The following is a 25,009-nucleotide window of genomic DNA, read 5'->3' on the forward strand; positions in this document are numbered from 1 at the left end:
TGATGAGTCATTGGTCATAACTGACAAATGACTGATGACCAATGACAAATGACAAATAACGCAGGAAACAAAAAAATGGCAGATTTGCAGGAACGCGGACATCTTCTCACAGAACAGATCAATCCTCTCAGTCAAAATTTAGATCAACTAACCTCTTTAGAATTAGTAGAACTGTTTAATATAGAAGACCAAAAAGCAGTAGCCGCAGTAGCCGCAGCTAAAATCGAATTAGCTCAAGCCATTGAAAAGACAGCAGAGCGGTTACAGCAAGGCGGGCGCTTATTTTATATCGGTGCTGGCACCAGTGGTAGATTAGGCGTATTAGATGCAGCTGAATGTCCTCCTACTTTTTGTACACCTCCAGAATTAGTCCAGGGAATCATTGCTGGTGGTGCTGGCGCATTAGTCCGCAGTTCTGAGGATTTAGAAGACCGCGCCCAAGATGGCGAAGCTGCGATCGCTCAAAGACAGATCACCCAATTAGATGTAGTGGTGGGGATTACGGCTGGCGGAACAACACCTTTTGTACATGGGGCGCTGAGTGCGGCTCGTCAAAGAGGAGCCGTCACTATATTTATTGCCTGTGTGCCGCAAGAACAAGTTAGTATCGACGTTGATATTGATATTCGGTTGTTAACAGGGCCAGAAGTATTAGCTGGTTCAACTCGCTTAAAAGCCGGTACAGCCACCAAGCTGACTTTAAATATCTTGTCTACTGGGGTAATGGTGAAGCTGGGTAAGGTTTATGGTAATCGGATGGTAGATGTCGCCGTCACCAATCAAAAACTCCGCGATCGCGCTTTGCGAATTCTCCAAGACCTTACAGGCTTAAGTAGAGAAACTGCCAGTCTACTACTAGAACGTAGTGGTAAATGGGTGAAACTGGCTTTATTAATGCACTGGACTGGTTTAGAAAAACAAGCAGGCGATCAACTGCTATCAGAACACCAAGGTAATCTCCGAGCCGCAGTAGCCAGCTACAACAACACTAAAGCCTGAGTATCGCCAAATTTAAGAATCAATTTTTCTGCAAAATATCTGGCTGGCTGCTACTAGATTTTGGTGGTCAGCCTTTTTTATGTTTTGCAGCCGGAATATTGCAATGGTCAGGCGATCGCTTAACAGCAGTAAAGCAAACTTCAAAGGCAAAACGAAATCTTAGTAAAAAATCAAAGATTCAATTACAAGTTTATCAATGTTGGTTAAAGTGTAAAAAACTTGATATTACATTTGCTCATCTTAATTGTTATTAAGATTATTTTCTCCACAAAAATAAAAATAATCTTCCGCTCAACCACATTTTGCGTGCCAATAAGAAATATCAATAACTCTTGTGTGTTGGGCATTTTAGCAACATTGATTATGTAATTTAAATATCTCACAGCTTACAAAAGCATACAATTTAGTTTTATAAAAAAACACCAAAAAAATAATCAGATTAATGATTAGTGCTACAGGTTACATATAACCTAAAAATTACATATAAGATACGCAAAGCTTTATATACTAGGCTTTAGAAATCTATATAAATTGAGTATTCCCTGCTTATATTGAAATATTACGTAGGATCACGAGTTATGTATAATACTTAATTTTTTACATTTCTACTAATAGTTACGAGTTTTTTCTAGTACCAATCACGCAAATATTAAGTTAACCTGAATCACATTGCGGTTCCTGCTTTATTTACGCAATTTCTCGGATATCGAGAAACCGAGTGAGTTTACTTTTCCCTATTGAGTTCAGGATTTTTTTTCATGACTAAAGTTAATTCTTTGTTATGTTCCTTCGTAGCGTCTGCTGCACTTCTAGGACAAACATTTTCTAGTGCATTAGCAGTTACTCCCATTAACATTACAGTTAGATCAGGAGCAAGACAAACATTTCAAGGATTAGGATTTAGCTCAACAGTTAATGGTAGTAATGGATATGGAAAGCTCACACAATCACAAAAAAATACACTGCAAAAATTAGTGTGTAATGATGCCAAATTCAAGATTGTCAGGCTATGGTTCCAAGCTAATAAATACTCACCCCAACCGGGTATTGAAAATATGCCTGTGTTCGTAAATCCTTATGTTAAATCAGGATTTATTGCTGATGCCTTAGCCAATGGATGTACCACATTGCTGTTAGCACCTGATTTCCTCCCACCTTATATGAAGTCTGAGGATAGTACATATATAAAAGACGCTGAAATATTCAACTATGCTGCGCTTTTAGCCAACTTCATATATCGAATGAAGCAAGAATATGGAGTAAAAATTCACGCTACAGGCATATTAAACGAACCTAATGATAATCCCATCAAATTCAAAGATTCTCAATGGCCTGTGATGATTACAGCACTACGCCAAGAATTAGATAACCGTAATTTGAAAGATGTTAAAATAGTTACGCCAGAGTTGGCAAATGCTGATAGTATAGCTGTTCGCATCATCAAAGCTATCAAAAATAACCCCGAAGCTTGGAAAGCACTAGCGGCAATTTCCACCCATTCTTACAACATGGCCGCAGCACCCTGGATAAGCTCTCTACTTGAAGGAACAGATAAAGAATATTGGATGACAGAAGCGGGTACTAATGGCCCAGAAGAACTCGGAGATGCACTTAAAGCTGCGTCTGCGGCTTCTCGCTTCCTCAATGATATGAACAATCGGGTAACTCACTGGATTTGGTTTATTGGACATGCACCATCCCACACCGAAGATAACTCGACAAGGTTAATTCCTTACTCTATTAGCCCGTTTAAATATCAATTTTTCCAGAAATATCATTACTTCAAACAACTAACCCGTACCTTTGATACAGGAGCTGTATTCCGAAAAAGCTATAGTTCACTAGAAAAAGATATGACCTGGAGTTCTGGCAAAAAGCCTCGAATTACAGTAGCTAGTGCGAAAAACCCTGATGGTTCTTGGGGAATCGGAATCAGTAATTACACTTCTGACAAATTTTTCTATGCTCTTCCGGCTGGCTTGGGTTATCCCGAAGGTACATTGGTCAGCGATGCCCAATCTGGTCGTGCAGCAGAAACGTTTGCTGTCACAGTATTTATCGAAGAACTGGCCCAAGCTGGCGACATCAAGATGAAAATATATCGTTCCAACAGCAATGTTAATAATGTCTATATAGGCTCTGCTTTGATGCGGAAAGGAACAGTGACTATTCCCAAAGTAGACAGTTTGGATCTCATCACTCTCCGCAGTCAGTGAATGACACAATAGGATTTGTTATCCTCAACAACTAAGTCATTCAATCACTCATATGCTTTTCAGTAGTGAAATATCATTTAAATTATCAAATTTTTAGCTAGAGTAAATTCTAGCTATTTTTTTTCTAGAAATCCTAAATAAAATATAATTAATATACATATTCACATTCGTGGCAGCATAGCATATTAATGCTGAGATAGTATGAACGCGACTTTATTAGAAAATAATCTGACTCATGAACTTGAACTATTAATTTGTTGTTCTGTTACTCATATCAACGAAAAAAACTTAATTAGAATCGAAAGCTTATTACAAAAGCCAATTAATTGGGAATATATCCTAGAAATAGCTGCTTACCACAAAGTTTTACCACTATTATTTATTAATCTAAGTAAATTTAATTCTCAAGCTATTCCTCATAAAATCTTTAGCACGTTACAAAAATATTATTATCTTAATACACAGCATAGCCTATTAATGGCTAGTAAACTTGTCAATATATTAAATATTTTCACTGAACATAACATTCCTGTTATTCCCTTTAAAGGGCCAATTTTAGCTACCATAGCTTACGGTGATATATCGCGCCGATCTTTTGGAGATTTGGATCTGCTTGTGCATCGAGAAGATTTTATTAATACTAAACAAGTTTTAATCAATCAAGGATTTGAGCCATACGCAGATAGTAATGAACAAGAAGCCGCTTATCTTAAATCTCTCAATAGCCAAGACGAAGAAGCTTATTTACGTTCTCATTGGGAATTACATTTAATTAATCAAAAAGAGCAAGTTACCTTAGATGTTCACCAAGGAGTTTTATCTAAAAAATTCTCCCTACCGTACAGTTCAGAGTGGATATGGAATGACACAATAACAATAAATTTTGCTGGTAAACAAATACTCAGCTTTTCTGCGGAAAACCTGATCATTATTCTCTGTTCCCAAGGAAGTAAGGACTGTTGGTTATTCTTAAATAGAATTTGTGACTTAGCTGAAGTATTACGTACTTATACTGATGTGAATTGGGAAAAAACTTGGCAGTTGGGTATTGAGTTAAAAATGACAAGAATGCTGCTGTTAGGACTTTCCCTTGCTCATCATATCTTAGATACTCCACTCCCAGAAATGATTTTACAAAAAATAGAAAGTAACACATCAGTCAAGCATCTCACTTCTGAAATTATTATCCAACTAACTCGCCCTGTTGCTGATGTTGCCACACAAAGTCAATTAAAATCTGCACTTTTTCATCTAAAATTGATAGAACAACCTTGGGATAAAATATTGTATTGCTATGAACATCTAATTGTCCCCACGATCGCAGACAAAAGTTTTGTGTCTTTACCTAAATATTTATCATTTTTTTACTATTTTATTCGACCATTCAGGATGATTTTTAATATGAATAAAAAATAAATAATTTTCAAAGTCACTTATATTTTAATAAAGTTATGATAAATAGACATTAATTGCTGATAGTTCGCTTCTGAAGAGTATTTGTATTCACAAATTAACCTAGCATTATTGCCATAATTTATCATTAATTCAGAATGGTTAATAGCCCATTTTATTTTAGCTGCTAAATCTTCTGAATTCCCAGCTTCAAAGTATAATCCGCTCACATGATCTTGAACAATTTCAGCCATACTCCCTAACTGAGAAGCGATCACAGGTAAACTAGCTGCAAACGCTTCAATTATAGTTAGTGGAAAACCTTCATACCAAATTGAAGGAAAAACTAAAAATTTAGCTTTCTGCATTAATTCCATCACTACTAATTTATCTTGATGTCCCAAAAATTCAACTATATTTGCATAGCCTGCTGTTTGAACTTTTTTCTGCAAAACTTGACGCAGTGGGCCATCACCGACAATTTTTAATGGTGTAGATATATGATTTTTGATATAAGCATCAATCAGAACAGAAACTCCTTTTTCTTCTGATAGTCTGCCAACAAATAGTAAGTAATTATCGCGTTGAATATTTGACTCTAAACTATTTGACTGAAAAACGAAATTTGGTTTAATATAAATTTTTTCTGCTGGAAGTCCAGCTTGAATCATTTTTTCTTTTTGAAATTGAGTCAAAACAATATAAGCATTTACTTTTTTATGCCAAGTACCTGTTAATCTATGCCATGTAGTCATTGCTGCAACCACAGAACTTTGAAGATGAGAGTTACGATAACAGCCATGTATCACACTAGACCAAGGTATTAATCTACCAATACAATCTTCACAGATTTTTCCCTCTCGAAATGGCATTGCTTTAGGACAAGCTAGGCGATAATTATGCAGTGTTTGAATGACAGGTACTCCAGCAGCATAGCAAGCATCATATACAGCAGGTGATAGTAACGGAAAAAAATTATGTACATGAACTATATCAGGAGAAAAACGTATTATCTCTGCTTGAACTAATTGTTTAGATGGAAGCGAATATATTGCGCCTCCTGCTGCTGCTAATGTATCCCAAACATTTACTATATTCAGGTTGTTTTCTTCCAGTAGAATCACATCATGTCCATTAGCCTCTAATAAACTTTTTTCAATCTGAACTACTTTATCTTCACCACCGGTTAATCGATAGCGATTGTGTAAGATTAACAGCTTCATGCTTTTTTATGAACTGGCGGATACGAACTAATACTATTAAGTTAAAGAGTCAGAGTTTTGGGGACGAAGTATACACTAGTAAATATCTATTTGAACTTTATTTTTGTATGAGTATTCTATAAAACAAGCAGACGTTAGGAAAAACTAGCAAATTTTTCCTGTACACAAATTTCTCTATAAAATTGAGCAAAAAATAATCCTTTAAATTCCCAACTAAACACATCTCTAACTCTCCTTTGGCCAGCCTCGCCCATCTTTGATCTCAATTTTGCATCTGTAACCAAACACATCATTGCTTGAGCAATGTCTTTGACAGCTTGTTCTGGTGTATTTGCTGGAATTTTAAAACCAGTTGCTTCAGTGACCTGAACGGCTGGCCCTCCTAAATTTAAGCAAATTACTGGTAAACCTAGCGACATCGCTTCTAAACAGACTAATCCCCCAGAGTCATGCAAACTTGGGTGAACTAGTACATGAGAGTCTTTTATTTTACTTAAGGTTTGCTCACGAGACAAACTACCCCAAAATTTGACTCGTTTTTCAATACCTAGTTCTTGGGTGAGCTTTTCCAAGTTTTTTCGCTCAGATCCTTCGCCAACAACCCAATACTCAGAATTAGATATATTTGCTTTGGCAAATGCTAATAATCCTAAATGAAATCCTTTCCAATGCAATAATCTACCCACGCTGATAAACTTGACAATAGATTGATGGAATGAAGATATTTCTGGATAATTAACTAATTCTTCTTGAGATATACCAAGCTGAGAATATACTTGAACATTTTTTGCCCCTAAACATCGTAACTTTTTAGCTGTATCTTCAGTTGTAGCCCAAGCTAAAACACTTCGTCGTGCTGTTAAGCGGACAAAAGGATCATACTCTCCTATTAAGCAAGCTGTGTTTCTCAAAAACTCATATATTTTGCTTTGAAAATTTAAACTTGACCAAAAATCTTTGGGAGTTAATTCTCCTCCACCCACAGGCCCCCAGATAAAAGGAATTGGTAACAAACAAAGAAAAGACGGACTATTATATTTGACGTAAGTGACATGATGCACAATATCAAAGCAGATTTTCTGATGGAGCTTTCTGCTAACCAAGTAAGCTGTAATTTGCCATAAATAGTAGTGAAGATAGACCCACTTTTGGGTTAATTTTCCTTTCTGGCTCCAATCTATCTTCAAACCAAAAGGATCTAAATAAATAAATTGGAGATTAGATGGTGGCTTGCGTGCTAATTCTGCTTCAATAGCAAAGCGGTGACAGTTAGAAGTTAAAACCCAAACTTGATGATATTTGCTCATTTGTTGAGCAAAATTCCAACCTACACCTGGTTCAGAACCTTGGCCTGGTTCACAAGCGTATGCAGAAATCAGAATTTTCATAATTATTAGTTTGTATAGAATATTTATTCAGATTCTGCATCAAAAATTTGGGGATAACGTTTGTAAATTTGTATTCCAGCTAAACCGATACCATACATTGTCCATAACCAAATACCACCTGTGGGGCCTTCAATGATTACTTCAAATGATGTAACAGTCATACTGGCTACCCAATAAGTAAGTAAAGTTAAAAAGATACCAGACCATTTTGTCTGTCCTTTTTTTCTGCACTGTAAATATTTTGATAATATACTTGCAGCCCAACCTAATTGAATTATTAGCCAAAGAACAAAACCAGGAACGCCAGTACGAGAAAGCACTGTAATATGACCATTATGTGGACTACGTACAGCACCATTACCTAAAGGATCAAAACCCGTACCAGCTCCCAAGTTAAAACCAAATCCTCGACCAGTCCAAAAATAATCTGACAAAGTACTTTTGATGAGATAAGTCCACCATTCTAATCGATACTCTTTTGAACCTTGTCTTTCATTATTATCAACGAAAATGCTTAATACTTTATCAAGTAATGGTTCAAAAATACCTGGATTGACAATGAAAGCTAGTAAAATAATCAAAATTATAATAGTCACTATGCGCCAAATTTTACTACTTTTATAATTAGCGATTCCAAGCACAAAAAAAGCATTCAAAAAAGCTAGTGTTCCTGAACGATTAGAATTTAGAGCTACTACACCTAAGTTGACAAAAAACATTAAAGTAAATAATAATGGTTGAAAATCTAGTAAACTAGATCCAACAAAAAAAGCAGTAATCCCCGATAAATGAGTCATTGTATCTGCTGGTTTAAGGGATATAATTCTAGCCCCAGCACCAGGTAAACTAGGTAATGGTATTGTTTTAGATATCAACCAGAGAAATGGTACAAGAATAATAAAAATTCTACAAAATCGCTCATACTGAGTAAGCATAAACAAAAATCTCTGAGGCTTACTAATTAGTAAAGTGGCAACTATCAGGGCAAAAAATATGTAGTACCATAATGCTGCATCACGTACTGCATCTAAGCCATATATGGAAAAGTACGGAATGGTATTAAGGCAACACCACACCATAAATATGATTAAAAACCAAGCTTGGGGAAGTTTGAGCAGTTTTGGAATTGATTTGTTGATGCTTAAAGCAAACAATCCAAAAATAAGCGTAACTTCCCCGATATAAGCAGGAGGTACACCGAAGTAAGAAAATCCTCGCCCACACAGAGCATATCCCAACAGCACCCAACTATACCAGTTGAGGAATTTATCGGCTATGGAAGATTTTTCTGTCTCATTTTTAAGATAAACACTTGTTTTATCGAGCATAAGCTAATTGATATATTATTAGTTTGTCTTAGAAATTAAAAGTATTCAAATATAAATTTGAAGGAAAATTTATTGTTAAAAGCAATGTAGATATTTTTATATAGAATGAAAATAAGGGTAACTTTTTTATAAATGAATTAATCAAATTTTTAATAAGCTACGATGAGTAGCTAATTCATAAATTGCCATCATTCGGTTATAGTTCTGTTGCGCTGTATATTTAGATTCAAATTCATGTCTAGCTTCTTGACGCATTTGAGCTAGTTTTTCTTGATTTGTAACTGCCCACTGCACCTTAGTTGCTAAATCTTCGGGGTTTCCTGGTGAGAACAGCAATCCAGTACGGCCAGAGTCTACCAATTCTGCGATCGCTCCAATATTAGCAGCAATTACTGGCGTACCTTTCGCAAAAGCCTCAACCGCGACTCGACCAAAAGTTTCATACCACTTGGAAGGAAACACTAAAAACATAGCTTCTCCCATCAATTTATGTACTTCAGACATTGGTCTACGTCCGAGCCATTCTACGTTGGGTAATCTTTTGACTAATTCCACCACTTTCTCTGCCAGAGGCCCTTCCCCTATAATCTTTAAAGGAACTTTCCCTTCTAAATAGTTCCAAGCCGCTAGTAAAGTATCTAATCCTTTTTCGGAAGATAATCTGCCCACAAAAAGCGCATAACCACCAGAACCATCTCCCACACCAGGATCAGGATGCACAAAGTTAGGCTTAACGACAATTTTTTCGGACGGGAAACCTCCGGTAATAAATTTTTGTCGAGCAAACTCAGTTAAAGCAATGTACACATCTACCATTTCCAGCCAAGTATTCATAGCGCGATGAGCTGTTAACATAGTTGCTACTGCGATCGTTGCTGGGCGGTTGTCCCGATAGCAACCATACCAAACGCCAGGATAGGGAATAAACTTCCCCATACAATCTTCGCAGACGATGCCATCCCGAAAAAATAAGCCATTGGGACACAATAGGCGATAATTACGCAAAGTTTGCACAACAGGTACTCCTTCTGACTTAGCCGCATAGTGAACAGAAGGAGAAATTAAGGGGAAAAAATTTTGAATATGAACAATGTCACATTTTGAATGCTGAAGTTTTTGTTTGACTATGTTGTAAGATTCTTGAGACCAAATAGAGCGCAACGCCATCGGTACCGCACCAATAGATCCCACTCGGTCATTATGTTCTTGATAAACATCAACTTCATGACCCATTTCCCGTAAGAGTTTTTCTTCAGCCTCACGAGATTCATCTTCGCCGCCACGAATTTGATAATTGTTATGAATGCTTAGAATGTGCATTGAGGAAATTTTGAATGGGATAATGATTAATTAAATAACCTGAGCGTTATTTTCTTAGGTCTGAATTACACTTTGTGATAATAGAGACTGTTGGCAAGTCAAAATATCTTCATAAAGTGCCACTAAAGAATTTGCTTTAATTTCCCAGTTGTATAACTCACTCACCCGCTTTTGACCGGCTTGTCCCATCTTGGCTCTGAGTTCTGGATCTTTAGCTAGACAAATTATTGCCTCTGCCATACCTTTAACCGCATCATCAGGATTATTACCAGAAATTTTAAAACCAGTTTGCTCCGTAATCTGAAAAGCTGGCCCTCCTAAATTCAAACATATTACAGGTCTACTGGCTGCCATTGCTTCTATGCAAACCGTAGGTGAAAAATCATGCAAACTAGGATGAATTAAAGCACAAGATTCTCCCAATATACGTAGTGCTTCTTCACGAGGCCGACTTCCTAAAAATTTGACCTTTTCAGCAATTCCTAGTTGTTTAGCTAAAGCTTCTAATCTTTGACGTTCCGGGCCTTCGCCAATAATCCAGTATTCCCCATTTTCTAAGTTAGCTGTTGCAAAGGCACGTAAACCAAGATGAAATCCTTTCCAATGCAGTAAACGTCCCATACTGATAAATCTTATAGGAGCTTGGAATTGCGAAACATTATATTGCTCGAATTGAGCTATATCTTGCTGATTAACACCTGTTTGTCCCAATATCTTCTCAATACGTTTTACACCTAATGCACTTACACAATCGGCTGTTTCTGATGTGCAAACTATTGCTACAGCACTTCTTTTAGCAGTCATTTTCACAAAAGGGTCGCGTTCACCTATCCAACGGCTGACTTCCCGCAAACTTTCGTAAGCTTTGCCACTCCAATGAAAATCACGCCAGAATTTCTTGGGTGCTACTTCACCGCCTCCCAATGGCCCCCAAACAAACGGTATAGGCAGTAATGATAAAAAGCTAGGAAAACAATATCGACCGTAGGTAACATGATGTACCAAATTAAAATTAATTTGCTGATGTAGTTTTCTGGCTTGGAAATATGCACCTATTTGCCAAAAATAGTAGTGAAAATACAGGGCTGTTTGTCCTCGGTTCCACCATCTAGCCCAAGCAGGTAAGTCATGATACACAAACTTTAACCCTGGAACTGGCATTCTTGATAGTTCAGCTTCAATGCTGGGTTGATTATCTTGACGTGTAATTACCCATACAGCCTCACATTTGTGAGCTAGTTCTTGAACCATATTCCAACCAACTCCTGGTTCAGACCCCATCTTTGGTCTACAAGCATAGGCAGAAACTAAAATTTTCATATTTTTCATTTCTTAAAATATTTATGCAGGCTTATGGTATGTATCGCATTAATAATTTTCGTGACTGGTTTTTCAATAGCTGGATCAGCTTTTGTTTTTGATTTAATTGATAAAAACCTCGAATGGAATAATCCACTTCTATGTGATTTTGTTTGAACAAGTCAACCACAGCCGCCTCTAACCATTTACCTTGAACAATTCCAGTGGGATAATAAGGAAAAATATATTTTTCTTGCCCATTAAAATAGTCAAGATTTTGACAGAAAAATGAATCTTTAATTTTCCTGGCTCTGATGCTACCCCAGCGTTCAAACTCCCATCCTGTTTCATTCGGCTCAAGATAAAATTTGAGTCTATCCTTGACCCACAACCCTGCTTGTAAACCAATACGATAGTTGGCTCTTTGAGGAATTTCCCATAATAACGGATATTTTGATGATGGGTTGTATGGGCCAAGTCCTAGAGTTTCTCTTAAGCGAATGTGAGAATATCCTTCACATTCCATAATTTCGAGAAAATCATAGAGGATAGTTGTATTGACATAATCATTCAAAAAATAATCATCTTGTACATAAAGAATGTACTGAGAATTAATCTTATCAAGACAACGAATTAAGCAATCGCTCCAACTTGGTCTTGTGCCACTATCATCATTTACACCAACTTGAGAACATTGTATATTTAACCCAGGATAACTAAATACTTTAGTTTCAGTATTGAGTACTATAGGATGAGGGCAATCAGACCAATACTTGGCAAAAAGAGTAAAGAATGGTTGCCAGCAATCTTCAAAACTGTCTGTACTATTTACTAAAATAGTTAATTGTGAAGTATTGTCCATAAATAATCTTACTTTTTTCTATGTTTGTTAAATACTTTAAATTAAAATTATCTAGCGAAAAAGACTTAAATGATTACCATGTTGCTCAAAATCTATGTTATCTACATCTGATTATTGAGGACTGTTTGGTATTGTTCTTCTAAAATCTGCGTTTGTTTATGAAGATTAAACATATTTTCTACTCGTTGTCGTCCATTTTGACTAAAGCTTTGCCACAGAACACTATCGTTAAATAGCTGTACAACATATTCAGCAAGACTTTGAACATCTCGTTCAGGTGCTAGAAAACCAGTCTCTTGATGTGCTACTACTTCAGGAATTCCACCACTAGCAAAGCTAACTACTGGTAAACCCATTGCTTGAGCCTCAGCAAACACTATACCAAAACTTTCGCAATCACCAGACTCTGCTCTAATGCTAGGAACACAAAAGATTTTGGCTATTTGCATCCAATGCTTAACAGCCTCTGGTGGTTGTGATCCTAGAAAACGATAGTTTTTGAGTAAGGACTTAGCTAAATTTTCTAAAGAATTACGGAGAGGGCCATCACCAATTACTACCAAAGCTATTTCAGGTTTTTTTGCCTGTATTCTCTCCATAGCTTTTATCAAATACTCACAGCCTTTCTTCTCAACTAGCCGACCAACAAAAAGAACTATCGACTCACGATTAGTTGTTGGCTGAGGTTGAAAAAGTTTTGTATCTACACCTATGTAATGCACTAATATTTTTTCTGAAGGAAAACCTTGCTGAACAAGTTCTGCTTTCAAAAAGTTCGATACAGTAATAAATAACTGAGCTTGTTTTTTGAGTAATTCTCGACGTTTAAGATAAACGCGAGTACTGATAGAGTTTCTTCTAGCATATTCGTCCTTCATGGTAGCATCGAGTCCATGAAAGGTAACAATCATAGGTAGATTTAAAGACTGTACTAAAGGAAGAGCTAAAGCTCCACAAACACCAAAATGAGCATGAAGTAAAACAGGATTTAACTGTTTTATTTTTTTCCTGATTTTTGGTGCTATTCCTGTGACTTTAAACAATAACTCTTGGAAAGCTCCAAAACTTCCACCTTCATTAACTACTAAAGTACGCTCTGAAGGTAGAGATAATCCTTTGACAAAACGAGAACCTACATAATAAGGTTCAAAATTTTTTAGTCCTTCTCCTTGAGCGCGGATAAATGTTTCTGAATTAGGGAGAATACGTCCACAGAAAATAACTACATTTGGCTTAGACATATTGTTTTTGTACTGATTCTAGAATTATGTTGCTGTAGAACGATTGTTTTGATTTCTATAAAATAAAGCATATTTCAATTCAAATAATAATTTGTACACTTTAGCTCCAAAAATCACTTTGACAATTCCCTTGGTGAAGAGTTCTCCAGACCAAGGAAGAAATTTTAGTAAGGTAAGGATATGAAAAAGAGCAGTAATTTTATTTCCTTTATCAAGTTCTTGATTTACTCGAAGTAACTGGACTATGGATGTTCTTACTCCTATAACACGATGATAATTAATAGCTCCTGTCCGTTGTTTTATAATTGTCCCCCACTTATTTTTGAAAATCCTTAATCCCTCTAATTTAGCTTGCAAATTACCTCCAATCTGCTGGGGATGAAAATATCTAATAATTAGTGGTTTATCTACTGCTAAAAAATGGTTATTGGCTGCGGCTAGACTCAACCACAAATCGTAGTCTTGAAAACTCGGTAAACTTTCATCAAAGCCATTAACTTCTAGTAAGGCAGAACGTTTAACCATAAATAGTGAGGTGGTAGGAGGTAGCCAACCTCTCAATAAATTATCAAAAACATCTCCTTCATAAAGATGTAAACTGGGTATTTTCTGTTGTCCCTCTACACACTCATAACCTAAGCAATAAACAACAGTTGCCAGAGGATCATCACTCTCTTGTAAACATTTTACTTGTAACTCTAACTTCTCAGGTAACCATTCATCATCACTATCTAAAAATGCGATTAATTCTGTACTTGCTGCTTTAATGCCTTGATTACGTGCATAGCTACCACCATAATTCTTACCTAAAGGTAAAAATTTAATTCGTGGATCTGTAAATTCTTTAACTACTTCAGCAGTATTATCTGTGGAGCCGTCATCAACAATAATCAATTCAAAATTCGATAAAGTCTGTTGAAGAATGCTGGTAATTGCTCGCGGTAAGAAATTAGCTCTGTTAAATGTTGGAACTATCACACTAACAATTGGTTGTTCTTGGAGAGATGAATTCATAATTTTTAAATCCTAGAATTATTTAATTAGCTTTGCATTTTCATTAGATTTTTCACAAACAAGATTGATATACATTCTCTGTTATTTTTGCTATATTTAGCCAGTCATATTTTTCTGCTATTTTGCGATTGTATTGACCCATATTTGATAATTGATTTTGTTGCTTTAAGGCCAACTGCATAGCTTGAATCAAACCATATTCATCATCAATGTCATATAAAAATGCTCCAGAATTATCTAACACTTCTGCAATACATCCTTTACGGGGCGCAATACAGGCTCTACCAAAAGACATAGCTAACATTACGGCACCTGACGTTAGAATATCTCGATAGGGAAACACAACTACATCACAAGCATTTAGATAAATTTGAAGTTTCTCAGAAGGGATGAATCCTGGTATAAATTTGATTTTTGGATCGTCATCAATCTTCTGTAAAAGCATATCTGTCATTTCTGGACTATTTTGGTATATTTTACCTGCAATCACTAGTTGACTGGCATCATTATGCAGATGTTTAAATGTATCTATTAGTTCCAAGACTCCTTTGTAGGGTCTAATCATCCCCAGGAACAGGAAAACCAAAGCAGAATCATCTAAATTCAAGCTTTTGCGGGCTAGAGTTTTTTCAAAATTGTTATCGTAACAATTGATATAGTTACCATGTGGGACTACGAATACTTTAGCTTGATTATCTTTAAGGGAAAAACTTTTAATAACTTCTTCTTTAGCTGATTCACAATGAGCAATAATCGCATCAGCGAATTTAGACACTAAACAACTACATAAATTATCTAAAAGTAAGCTTTGATTTTCATGGTTTTTCAAATTGTGTACAGTCCAAATAATTTTTATTCTTAGCAGTTTTAAGATAATCAATTCTAAAATAAAAAATGATAACTTAAGAAATTTTTCTAAAACATTGGAACCTGCAAAAAATGGATGGAGCCAATGTAAATGTACTATATCTGCTTTCTGGGGAAACAATATTGCTGGTAAAAAGAAAGTTGTTGAAGAGGAAGGATGAGGAAAATCTGCTTGAATATCTAATTTATTGAGGTGATTAATTAGCTCTTTTTGGTATGGATTATCATCATTGGTTCGAGGTAAAAATATAGTTTTCATATTTAGATATGATTTTATTAATACAAGTATTTCAATAATGAGATGAGATAATTTTCTATAATTCTGATTTTTGTTTTTTCTCAGTAATTTGGGAGTAAATGTCTAAATGTTGTACCAAAATGGTGGACATACAAAGATGTTGACGTAGGTTTTTAACAGCTAGATTTTCTTGCTCATCTGAGTTGGATAAAATGTGCTGAACTGCTTGTGCAAAAGCATTGGCAGTATAAGGTGAAAAAGTTTTGATAGCGCCTGGTTCTATATTGTTGTATTCATCTATTAAGGGCAGGTCAAAAGATAAAATCTTTGGATGAGCAATAGAAAGCCAAGTTGATAGAGAACCAGAAGCAGAAGATTTTTGGAAAGGGCAAATAGCTAAATCTGTTGCAACTAAATATTGCTCTAGTTCTTCTTCTGATAAGTAGCCTGTGACTATCAGACGATCTTTTACTCCTAGTGTTTGTGCTAATGTGAGTAATTCTTCTAGAAACCAGTCACATCTTTCACTGGGCTGACCAGCAAAGATTACTTTTATATTCGTTGATAAATAAGGTATTGCTTCAACAACTAAGCGATGACCCTTTCGTGGAAAAATCCAACCTAATAATGTAATTGTTTGAAAACCTTCGAGATTTAGTTTTTTGCGTGCGATCGCTGAGTTAGCAGTGATTAATCTTTCTTCAACAAAATGCCGTATAAGTGTTATTTTACTGGCGTTGAGTGTATTTATACCAACAACAGTATGAAGTCTCTGCCTTTCTTGCTCAGTACAAACTAAAACTTTTTGTACTTTAGCAAACATCCAACGGATAAATCTTGAATTGCTATTGTATTGTGACTTTATGTAAGACAAAAGAGTCTTCCAGTGTAGTGGGATTTTGGGCAGATAGATATCATGAAGTGTAACTACTAAAGGAGACGAACAGTTCTGCACAAAAACACGAAAATTTTTTAATTGCGATCGCTCACCCCAAAGAAATGTATTGTGTTGTACATGCACAATATCCGCACTGGAAAGCTTGTTCGCAGCTTCTACTAAGATTTCTCGATTGTGATGTAGACTCTCTGTTAAAACTACATTAGCTTCAATGACGGTGAAACCGCGCTGTCTGGCTTCTGAAGCAATAAACTTGCTGTAGCGATGAATTCCATGTTGCTCAGAACCGATGTGTAGATACCCAATTTTCATGGTTTTTTCTCAAACAAACAGCACTAACCCACAACTGATAAAAGCAAATCAAAGTTATTCGCTGTTTTTTGCTTCACTTCTGGCAATACTTGCTTGAGTTTATCGGCAACTTCGTGACGATTTTGCCAAGCAAAACGAATTGATTTGTGTGCAATCTCACTATCTAAAAACTGCTCTACAGAAATCAGCAGTCCTTCATGAACTAATTCCGAACCCAACAAATCGGTCATAATTCCTTCTGCTTTGACTGAGTAACCAATAGGAAGAGTACAAACACCACTAGAAAGTCCTGCGATCGCTGCGTGCATTCTTTCAGCAATGACTAAATCGCAGGCAGCAATTAAACCTTTGAATTCGGAAGCTGTATGATCTGCACCTGCTAAATGTACACGAGGATCAAAATTAAATAACCTGAGTAAGTGAGCTGCTAGGATACGATCATCATTTCCTGCTCGATGATCATGTACATGAGGAATAATGAGTACTTGCGCCCCAAATTCATTTAGAATCAAATCAATTGTTTCACACCAGACTTTGATATGTTTATCATAATCTGTGCGAGTATAGCGGCAAATACCTTGACTAATTCCTAAAGCTACAACAGGAAGGTCTTTAGTGATGCCATAAGATTTAAATAAGTTATTAACAATCTCTGGTGATGTTGGCGGCAACAGAAAGGCTGGATCTGCCGTATGTTTTACTAACTCTGGAGATAAACCCAAATCTTTCGTAACATACTTATAAGATAGATGTTCTCTAATTGTAATTAACTTTGAACGACGAGCTACATTAAGCCACATCTCCGCTTCACTATCTTTCTTAAAAGGGCCAATAGATTGAGCTAAAAATGCAACCGGAACACCAGCTTCTAAGGCAAATTCTAATGGTTGCAGTTGTTGTCTTAAAAATCTTGTACCGTAGTCTGAACTAAATACATCACCGCCAGAAGCAATGACCACAGAAGCATCACGCACTAAATTATTGATATTTTTATAAGTAGGAGCGAGGCGTTGGGAGAATTTAGAAAGTTTGGCAAGTAACGGTTGAGTTCTATATAACAACAAATAATCATCACTTGAGAGCTTAACCTCATAAGGTTTTAACCGAATTTCATCATAATCTATAGTTTCAGTTAAGATATCTATCTCAAGATTAGATTGACGCTGACGAAGTTGCTCAATAGTTGTCACAACCATTGCCTCAACGCCTCGGTTACGTAGACCTGTAATTCCTGTGATAACTGCTTTCTTCATTTATTTGATGTCTCACTTAAATTGCTAAAATATTTGCACTAAATTGAGCTAACTAAAGGTTCATCTTAGATAAATAACTATTTTTTAAGAACTGACTGGTTATGTTTAATGGATAACATTAGATTTAGCAATCAGTACTTTGATAAATTACTTTTTCCATGATTTAAAATGACTGGATACAGATTCATTGAAACAATATTTTTTTCACAATTTTCTTGAATTTTTGAATTGTTTTTCTCCATAAAGGATAAATTGGGTAAGTAAGTTGATATTGCAAAACCAAAGGAGTCATATATCTAATAAAAACAGAGAATTTACCAGCATCGATGGCCTGTTTAAACGCAATATGACTTTGTTCAGCTAATTGCATTCGTAGATGCTGACGCTTTTGAAGTTTTTTATCCAAATGGCTTTTCTGGGGCTTAACGCGTTTAGGTGGTCGCCATTCACCTTTTTGGTCAGACAAATATAATCGATAAGCTAAACCTTCTCGCCGATGACTGAATCCTGATGATTGCGATCGCGCTACTTCATCAGCATCAATATGATCAAGCTTGAGTTTACCTGTGGTTATTCCTTGTTCAATGAGGTTACGAAGAGTTGAATTGCGTACTACTACAACATTTGTTCCTTGACTATCACCAACATACTGAGGTAGCCACGCATCACCAACAACTATATCCGCTGTTTCGGCAACTACATCATCGCAATAGTCACAGGCTTTATATTTAAAGAAACCTTGACCCCAGTCCCAACCATATAAGTCACGCACAGGACTAATACGTTCAATAACTTGGCCATCTTGCCAGCCAACAGCTTTAATAGCGTACTGACTAGCAACTCTATCAGACAACTTCTTTCGGAAGTCAAACCCTAAAAGCTGACCTGGTTCTATCCCGCATTGCCAAGCAAACATCTCTGCAAAACGGATGCTTTTCAAATGCCCACAAATTAGACCTACACAAAACTTAATCCGTTCCGCAATTACCGCATCTTGCATCATGAGCAAGCGAATAGCTTTAATAAAACATGGAATGCCAACTATAGCGTAACGTCCTGGTCTATCTCGAATTAGTTGTATAACTCCCGATATTTCAATCGGATAATAACGTGACTTAGCTCCATTTCTTATTTCTTCTTGTGTGGTAGATAGTTGATATTGAAATAGTCTAGGATCTGTGGCAGAAGGAAGACGCTGCTGAACATGAATCACTCCATCTACTAAATTCTCGCTCAGTAGTCTAGTAATTATCCAAGTACCCATACCACCAGAACTACCACGTTCCCGAAAATCACTTTCTGCCACAAAGCCAGCATAAGTTGCTAGATGGTAGCCAATCAAATTGTGATGCTCACAGTTTTGTCCAAAAATCTCTTGAGCAATCTGATCTTCATTAAGTGCTTCTTCTGAGAATGGACAAACGGCTATTGGTGAAATTTCGATAGAAGATTGATCGGCAGAAGGTTCGATACTAGCGCAAATCCGTCCATATTCATCTAGTTTCATCTTAATTGGTGAATCAGTAATAGAGGCACAGCCACCACAACCTATGCAATAACCACCATCTACTACAGTTTCAAATAATTTAGTCGTTTCCAGATTTTTCATTTGATTTATCAAGTTTCAATTCTCCTCATTACTTTTTTAGTATCTATTTTTTTGTACTGAATTTTGGGGAGAACGTAGTTAGAATACTATTTATTTGCTGATATAGCTTAGGTTCAATCAATAAGACTATTCCTATATAGGTTGTAGCACCAGTGACTATACACAGAAAGATTAGGACATATAAATGTAATACTCCAGCCAAAAAATGTTTAACACTTAAAATACACATTACCATTATTAGAGATCCAACTGCTGGAGTGATATATTGGCGCAAATATGTACTTATCTTTAAAGGAATTAATTTTTTAATTACTAATATAGGTACAGGTGACATAATATAACCCCGCACAACATAGGATGCCGCAACTGCGACAATTCCCCAATGTACCGCGATGAGAAAACATGTAAGATTAGCGATCGCTTGAATACAATTAAGTGCTAAGTTCCAAGAAGGTTTTCCCAGAGCCATGATGACAGTACCGTTGTAATAAAAACCTGCATACAAAAGTCCAACTAAGGCAAGTATCTGGATCACCGGTATACTTGGCATCCACTCCTTACCAAAAAGAGCTAATATTAGCTCAGGCGATAAAACAGAAATGCCGATAAATATTGGAAAAGCACCAAGACTAGTCAAATTAACAGCTTTATAAAATGCCTTCAACATTTTTTCAGGTTCCTTCTGCATACGCGAGAAGATTGGCATTGCTATTTTTTGAATAACTGAAATCATTAATTGAGTTACTACTGTTAAAATTCGATAGGCCACAGCATAGTAACCTAATGCAACAGAACCTAAAAAGTAACCAATTAAAAAGTTATCGGAATTTTGATTAACAAAATTAAGTACATTAATACCAACTATATTAATCCCAAATGTAAATAATTCTTTAAAATGCTTCTGAGAAAACTTGAATCTTGGTCGCCAACTACTAACCCACCACAAGGTAATAACTTGGGCTATAGAATTGGCTAAAGATTGGCCAACAATACTCCAAACGCCAAAGCCTAGAAATGCCAATACTATACCAACAGAACCACCAACTAGTACTGCGACTAATGAGCGCACAGCTAAAATTTTAAATGCAAGTTCTCTCTGGAGTATCGATTGTTGTACACCACTTAAACCACCAAATACAAAATTCAAAGAAAGACAGCGAATTATTGGTATTAAATGTGGTTCCTTGAAGAAAGAAGCTACTAATCCAGCACAAGAGATACTAATTGTTGTCAGTAATATACTCACTCCTAAGTTAGTCCAAAAAGCCGTATCTAAATGCTCTGGTTCTAAGTCTTGGCGCTGAACAATTGCTGTCGAAAATCCTTGATCTACAAAAATTTGTAGAAAGCTTAAAAATATTCCCGATAAAGCCACTAACCCGAATGCTTCTGGCCCTAGTAATCGGGCGAGTAAGAAGAACACTCCAAAGGAAACAGCCTGTTTTCCCCAACTTTCAATTGCAGACCAAAGTACGCCTTTAACTGCCTTTTGTCGTAAATTTGATGTTTGTTTTGGTGGTTCCATTACAGGCTTTACCTATGCAAAGGATGAAAATACTTATTATATTTTACTGCCACTGTCTATTTGATAAGACAAGCATTTCATCTTGATTGATAATTAATAAATTCTTGATTGAGAACTGTGAAAGCTTGCTGCAAGATTTATGTTAAAACTTACACTGAAAAAAGGTCATTTCTCAATATTAGAAACTAATTATGAGTCAAGATAAGTATGCAGTGATATTCAAAATTTTATCGGCGTGATTCAATGCGGTTTTGAATTTGATATGAGTTTTGAATAATCCTGAAAACTCAAATTGACTAAATAATCGTTATTCAACTGTAGTTTTTGGGAAAATGGCAGCAATACGACTAGATAAAAATAACTGTTTAGCTGCCAGCCAGATGAATATGGGAATTGTTGTTGTGTAGCGTCGCCAAAGTCGTCGCGGTTCTTGAAGCCAGCGATATAGCCATTCTAAGCCTAAGTCTCTCATGATACGTGGCGCACGCTTGTGAATGCCAGCATACACAGGGAAAACGCCGCCTACCCCGATCATGACTGCGCGAATTTTACCTTTGTGTTGCGCTATCCATTTTTCTTGTTTTGGACATCCCAAAGATACCCAAACTACACCAGCCCCACTGGAGTTAATTTTATTGATTAACACTTCATCTTCAGTTTCTGTTAGTGGACGGAAGGGCAGGGGTTCCATTCCAGCTATTTTTAGTTGGGGAAATTCTTGTTTTAACCTGGCTTGTATTCTCGCCAGAATTTCTGTTTGTGAACCGACAAAGAAAAAACTTAAATTGTGTGTTTGGGCGTATTGGCATGTTTCCACAAAAATATCCATACCCGCTACACGATCTTGGTAAGGAGATCCCATTTGGCGCATCATCCAGACTAAAGGCATACCATCAGGAGTCACCATATCTGAATTTCTCAGGATGTTAGCAAACTCAGGATGCCAGTGCGCTTCTATGAGCATGTGTACATTCGCTACATATACACTTCTACTCTCATGAGCGATCGCCCATTCTATAATTGTTTGTATCTGATCCTCAAAGCGTAAGGCAGTAATAGGAAAATCAAGCACTTTTTGAGTAGGTAGTAACACTTTTGCTACCATAGCTCACTCCTTGTGTCAAAGATAAATAACAACAGATTACCTAGAGCAATCTTTATGTCTAAATAAGCCAATTAGATGAATCTTGACTTTTTCTGAGCTTGTAGCATGATTACAAGAACACACATTGATTTTTCATGGTTTTTCAGCAATTTTACTGTTTGCTGAATCCTATTCAAAACAATCATAACCGTAGATTAGCTTACTTGTTTAACGAAATTTTATTACAGTAAGATATCAAACTTTATATTTACTTTATATTTCTCCAGGAATTAGTTTACCCAAACATTACATTAGTACTTAATTCCTATTACAAGAGTGTATCTATTTCCGTAAAAATTTTTACTTGTCATCTTTCTAAAAGAGGAGTTAATAAAATCAGATGTATTTAAATTAATAGATATAAACGTATAATGTCATAATTTTTTGTTATCAAAAATTATTCCTACAAAGTATAATTTAACCTACATCCTTGGAGGTAAGGTAAAATAATTCAGACAAGTATATTAATTCACAAAAATATTAGGACATTGCGAGCAGAGCTAACTGACGTATCGCCATAATCAATTGAAGTGTAACCAGTATTCAATAAAACACTGTATATGTTTTTATTGATGTGTGTGCGATTCGTAATATCTCATCAGTTCAAATTACAAGAATTAGCTAAAAAAGAGGGGGGAGATGTTTTTCTCCCCCCCCCCTTTTTGATTGTTGTTTCTGTTGTCGGATTGGTTATTTTCCTTTAAGCGTTGCCTCAGCATTTGTCTTTGCTTTTTAAGTTGCCGCTTTCTTGCTGAACCACCTTTACCTTTATCGTTTCTCCCTTCTCGGCGGGGAGATTCCCATCTTTTTAAGCGCATACAAAATTTTTTGGCTATTATTGAATTGTATTCTTATTGTAATACATATATTAATCAATTGTCTAGCTCAACTTCAAAAATCCTTGAGAGTCTTTCTTCATAGGACTTGCACCAAAGCTAACAAAAATCAACGGGTGCGTCCACTTTCAGCACATAGCCATCAGACTAAAGTCTGGAGCTATAAAAACTAAACCCGCCTGTGCAGGTTTTTAGAAAGACATTTAGGGCTAGTTCTGGATTTTAGATTCACCTCAGCTTAAATAGACTGTATCTAACATATCTGAGTTCATTCGTCTACTATATTATTCTACGACCGTAACATAACACACTAAAACTACTAGAAATAGTGCGTTAGGCTTGCTTTATTACACTTCAACCAACCTGAAATTTATAAGGTAAGCTTGTGTCTGATTTAGAACTACACAAATATCTTCCCAAACTTCCCGAAGCAGCACTACAAGAATTTACAGAATGGTGTGTTTTAGAACAGTCAAAAGCCGCAGGTATAGAATTTACGCCTAACAAAACCAAGTTAGAGAATCTCATACCAAACGAGTATATTTGGCAACTAATCGATCAGTTTATGAAAGAGAAACCAGACCCAATCAAAACAGGGTTAGTTGCAACAATGGCTGGGCAAGAAGCTGATAGTCATGGTTTGATAGGTTCGGCAATTATGGCTGACTTTATCGCTCTTTACGTGAAGTATTTGATTCCTGCAAATGGCACAACACCAGAAGAAGCGAAACAGTTAATCACAGAAGCCGCTATTCAGCAGTATGAAAAGTTGTCTGAACTTGCTGATAAATATAATGTAACGTTCTAAGTTATGGTTATTTGTTAATTATGCCGAGGCTTTGTCTGTGTTATGAGGCAAAGCCCTTAAGTTGTAACATAGGAATACAACAACGAAATTAATAATAATCCGATAAGCTGTTGTGCATTTAAATTGTGATAATAGCATCGCCTTTATTTTTGAGTTTTCGTCCCCATTTAATAATTAACTCTCCTTCATTTAAAAGTTGATGTAATAAATATTCTAGGTCTTCAATTGATTTAAATAGCCGATTAGCAATATATTCTTTTGTCGAGTGCCAGACCAATTCAATTAAGTTATAATCTGGGTTATATTCCGGGAGAAATTCTAAATGAATATTCGGCATTTCTGTTTCAATTTTATGGATATACTCTGGCTTTTTGTGAAAACTTGCATTATCAAGAATAATAACTATTTTTGCTCCCTTCTCCGCAAAATCTTTAGCTTGATTACCATCTTTTTTGTATAGCGATTTAAGACAATCTATTTATTCATATAGTATTGTCTCTGGGCAGAAAGGAGGATTTTACCAAAATGCTAATCTCCCCTATGCAGAAGTTTACCTTGCTTTTCATGTGAATAGAGCATTTTGGTTATTATTTGAAAATTATTTATGTGATTTTGCAAAAGTAAGCCTTTCTGAAACTGAAGGTTATTTAAAAAAATACTACATTTCTCCCAAGAAAACTTTAAAACCTGTGTTTTTATCTGTAACTCTCAATGGAAAATGGAAAGCTGAACTACCAATAGGCCTCAAAGACAATATGTCTTATCGTGAAGTTACAGAAGTAATTAGCAATCGCTTAAAAAATTGCCAAATCCCTAAACTTAAATTTACATTTAAGTCAATATGAGCTTCCTTGCTGGATAGTTAAACCAAAAAAAAGCCCCCCGGTAGTTAGCCGAGGGATTCTGCAAGTCGGTAATTGTCGCACAAAGACATTCGCGGATATCACCATACCAACTTACGCTTAATGAAATCTGCCAAAATGCCAAATTTGGTGCTGAGGTAAAAACAAACTACAGTGGCGGTAGGGAGTAGATTGGTTTAGCCGCAGATTTTTATAGCGGTAGTCAGATATTTTAGGACAGTTTGAAAGCTTGAATGCAAGGGATAGTAAGACTTTTCCTCCTGCCTGGTTGGTGAGCGAAGCCGAACCACTGCCTTCTGCTATAGTTGGTAGTGCTGGACTCAAGACAGATGTTTCACAATCAACCCGCAACCACGATTAGAATTTAAGTAAAG

The 25,009-nt window shown here is 36.1% G+C and carries 21 protein-coding genes and 1 pseudogene; 6 read left to right on the forward strand and 16 right to left on the reverse strand.

Features of this window, described 5'->3' with window-relative positions; genetic code table 11:
* The first annotated feature begins 75 nt into the window (after positions 1-75).
* From murQ to H6G74_RS11345, 3 genes are all read left to right on the forward strand, one after another.
* Positions 76-999, forward strand: coding sequence for an N-acetylmuramic acid 6-phosphate etherase (gene murQ, locus H6G74_RS11335; RefSeq protein WP_190967806.1), 924 nt, complete (start codon positions 76-78; stop codon positions 997-999).
* A gap of 758 nt (positions 1,000-1,757) precedes the next feature.
* Complete coding sequence (locus H6G74_RS11340) at positions 1,758-3,215, forward strand: hypothetical protein (RefSeq protein ID WP_190967770.1); 1,458 nt, start codon at positions 1,758-1,760, stop codon at positions 3,213-3,215.
* A 201-nt stretch (positions 3,216-3,416) separates the two neighbouring features.
* Entirely contained in the window at positions 3,417-4,631 is a 1,215-nt protein-coding gene (locus H6G74_RS11345) for a nucleotidyltransferase domain-containing protein (RefSeq protein WP_190967771.1), read from the forward strand.
* A 17-nt stretch (positions 4,632-4,648) separates the two neighbouring features.
* Here H6G74_RS11345 and H6G74_RS11350 read toward each other — a convergent pair whose 3' ends face one another.
* From H6G74_RS11350 to H6G74_RS31160, 15 genes are all read right to left on the reverse strand, one after another.
* Positions 4,649-5,830 carry a glycosyltransferase family 4 protein gene (locus H6G74_RS11350; protein WP_190967772.1) on the reverse strand — a complete coding sequence of 394 codons (1,182 nt, stop codon included), beginning with the start codon at positions 5,828-5,830 and terminating at the stop codon, positions 4,649-4,651.
* Between the two features lie 134 nt (positions 5,831-5,964).
* Positions 5,965-7,218: a glycosyltransferase gene (locus H6G74_RS11355; RefSeq protein ID WP_190967773.1), complete on the reverse strand. Its 1,254-nt coding sequence runs from the start codon at positions 7,216-7,218 to the stop codon at positions 5,965-5,967.
* 23 nt (positions 7,219-7,241) lie between these two features.
* On the reverse strand, positions 7,242-8,546 hold the full coding sequence (locus H6G74_RS11360) for an O-antigen ligase family protein (protein ID WP_190967774.1): 1,305 nt from the start codon (positions 8,544-8,546) through the stop codon (positions 7,242-7,244).
* Between the two features lie 141 nt (positions 8,547-8,687).
* A complete protein-coding gene (locus H6G74_RS11365; RefSeq protein ID WP_190967775.1) occupies positions 8,688-9,866 on the reverse strand; it encodes a glycosyltransferase family 4 protein in 1,179 nt (392 codons plus the stop codon).
* Positions 9,867-9,920: 54 nt separating this feature from the next.
* A complete protein-coding gene (locus H6G74_RS11370; protein ID WP_190967776.1) occupies positions 9,921-11,186 on the reverse strand; it encodes a glycosyltransferase family 4 protein in 1,266 nt (421 codons plus the stop codon).
* Between the two features lie 31 nt (positions 11,187-11,217).
* Positions 11,218-12,027, reverse strand: coding sequence for a hypothetical protein (locus tag H6G74_RS11375; RefSeq protein ID WP_190967777.1), 810 nt, complete (start codon positions 12,025-12,027; stop codon positions 11,218-11,220).
* Between the two features lie 101 nt (positions 12,028-12,128).
* Entirely contained in the window at positions 12,129-13,268 is a 1,140-nt protein-coding gene (locus H6G74_RS11380) for a glycosyltransferase (RefSeq protein ID WP_190967778.1), read from the reverse strand.
* 24 nt (positions 13,269-13,292) lie between these two features.
* Entirely contained in the window at positions 13,293-14,282 is a 990-nt protein-coding gene (locus H6G74_RS11385; protein WP_190967779.1) for a glycosyltransferase family 2 protein, read from the reverse strand.
* A gap of 52 nt (positions 14,283-14,334) precedes the next feature.
* On the reverse strand, positions 14,335-15,408 hold the full coding sequence (locus tag H6G74_RS11390) for a glycosyltransferase family 4 protein (protein ID WP_190967780.1): 1,074 nt from the start codon (positions 15,406-15,408) through the stop codon (positions 14,335-14,337).
* 55 nt (positions 15,409-15,463) lie between these two features.
* On the reverse strand, positions 15,464-16,597 hold the full coding sequence (locus H6G74_RS11395; protein ID WP_190967781.1) for a glycosyltransferase family 4 protein: 1,134 nt from the start codon (positions 16,595-16,597) through the stop codon (positions 15,464-15,466).
* A gap of 23 nt (positions 16,598-16,620) precedes the next feature.
* The gene (locus tag H6G74_RS11400; protein ID WP_190967782.1) at positions 16,621-17,850 is read right to left on the reverse strand and encodes a polysaccharide pyruvyl transferase family protein; all 1,230 of its coding nucleotides are present in this window, start codon (positions 17,848-17,850) and stop codon (positions 16,621-16,623) included.
* A 184-nt stretch (positions 17,851-18,034) separates the two neighbouring features.
* Positions 18,035-19,459: a Coenzyme F420 hydrogenase/dehydrogenase, beta subunit C-terminal domain gene (locus H6G74_RS11405; RefSeq protein ID WP_190967783.1), complete on the reverse strand. Its 1,425-nt coding sequence runs from the start codon at positions 19,457-19,459 to the stop codon at positions 18,035-18,037.
* A gap of 43 nt (positions 19,460-19,502) precedes the next feature.
* The gene (locus H6G74_RS11410; RefSeq protein ID WP_190967784.1) at positions 19,503-20,984 is read right to left on the reverse strand and encodes a lipopolysaccharide biosynthesis protein; all 1,482 of its coding nucleotides are present in this window, start codon (positions 20,982-20,984) and stop codon (positions 19,503-19,505) included.
* Between the two features lie 307 nt (positions 20,985-21,291).
* Positions 21,292-22,089 (reverse strand): WecB/TagA/CpsF family glycosyltransferase, encoded by a 798-nt coding sequence (locus H6G74_RS11415; protein WP_190967785.1) that lies wholly within the window; start codon positions 22,087-22,089, stop codon positions 21,292-21,294.
* A gap of 656 nt (positions 22,090-22,745) precedes the next feature.
* Positions 22,746-22,946 (reverse strand): hypothetical protein, encoded by a 201-nt coding sequence (locus H6G74_RS31160; protein WP_242051206.1) that lies wholly within the window; start codon positions 22,944-22,946, stop codon positions 22,746-22,748.
* A gap of 403 nt (positions 22,947-23,349) precedes the next feature.
* On the opposite strand from H6G74_RS31160, the gene H6G74_RS11420 reads away from it, so the two are divergent.
* Positions 23,350-23,772 (forward strand): hypothetical protein, encoded by a 423-nt coding sequence (locus tag H6G74_RS11420; protein WP_190967786.1) that lies wholly within the window; start codon positions 23,350-23,352, stop codon positions 23,770-23,772.
* 118 nt (positions 23,773-23,890) lie between these two features.
* On the opposite strand, the pseudogene H6G74_RS11425 reads toward H6G74_RS11420, so the two are convergent.
* Positions 23,891-24,217, reverse strand: a pseudogene (locus H6G74_RS11425) (transposase); the annotation flags it as partial.
* 7 nt (positions 24,218-24,224) lie between these two features.
* Between H6G74_RS11425 and H6G74_RS11430 the strand changes: the two are divergent.
* Together H6G74_RS11430 and H6G74_RS31495 are read left to right on the forward strand one after the other, a co-directional pair.
* A complete protein-coding gene (locus tag H6G74_RS11430; protein ID WP_190967787.1) occupies positions 24,225-24,617 on the forward strand; it encodes a hypothetical protein in 393 nt (130 codons plus the stop codon).
* Positions 24,618-24,864: 247 nt separating this feature from the next.
* Positions 24,865-24,996 (forward strand): hypothetical protein, encoded by a 132-nt coding sequence (locus H6G74_RS31495; protein WP_277927145.1) that lies wholly within the window; start codon positions 24,865-24,867, stop codon positions 24,994-24,996.
* Positions 24,997-25,009 lie beyond the last annotated feature (13 nt).

This window comes from Nostoc spongiaeforme FACHB-130 (genome assembly GCF_014698475.1).
Taxonomy (GTDB): Bacteria; Cyanobacteriota; Cyanobacteriia; order Cyanobacteriales; family Nostocaceae; genus Nostoc_B; species Nostoc_B spongiaeforme.